At 62.3% G+C, this 369-nt stretch carries 1 protein-coding gene; it reads left to right on the forward strand.

Annotated features, from left to right (window positions below):
* On the forward strand, positions 1-369 hold a 369-nt coding region (locus tag AC1ECK_RS36700), incomplete at both ends, for a hypothetical protein (RefSeq protein WP_480328203.1).

A 369-nucleotide genomic window follows, 5' to 3' on the forward strand; every position in this document is an offset into this window, starting at 1 on the left:
CGATCCAGGAGTACATCAATGGCGAGGTGACGAAGGCCGATCCGGCGATCGCGCAGACGATGAACTCGCGCGATTACGGGACGCTGCCGGAGGCGCAGGCTGACTTCAATGGGTTGCAGCAGAAGGCTGGGGCAGTCAGGGCGCTTGAAGCGTTACCGCCCACGTTGCAGCAGGAGGTAAAGGCGCTGGGGCCGGATCAGCCGCTGGATACGCCGGCGGATGTGAAGACGGCTGTGGACCTGGTGGCTTTTCGCAAGCTCTCGTCGTGGAGCCAGGACAACCAGGACCAGAATCTGAAGGATCGTCTGAATCGCCGGAATTATGGTGGCTCGGCGAATGAGGAGTGGACGGCGCTGCCTTCGCAGACGG

The sequence above is a fragment of the Paraburkholderia sp. SSBN10T genome (assembly GCF_056619545.1).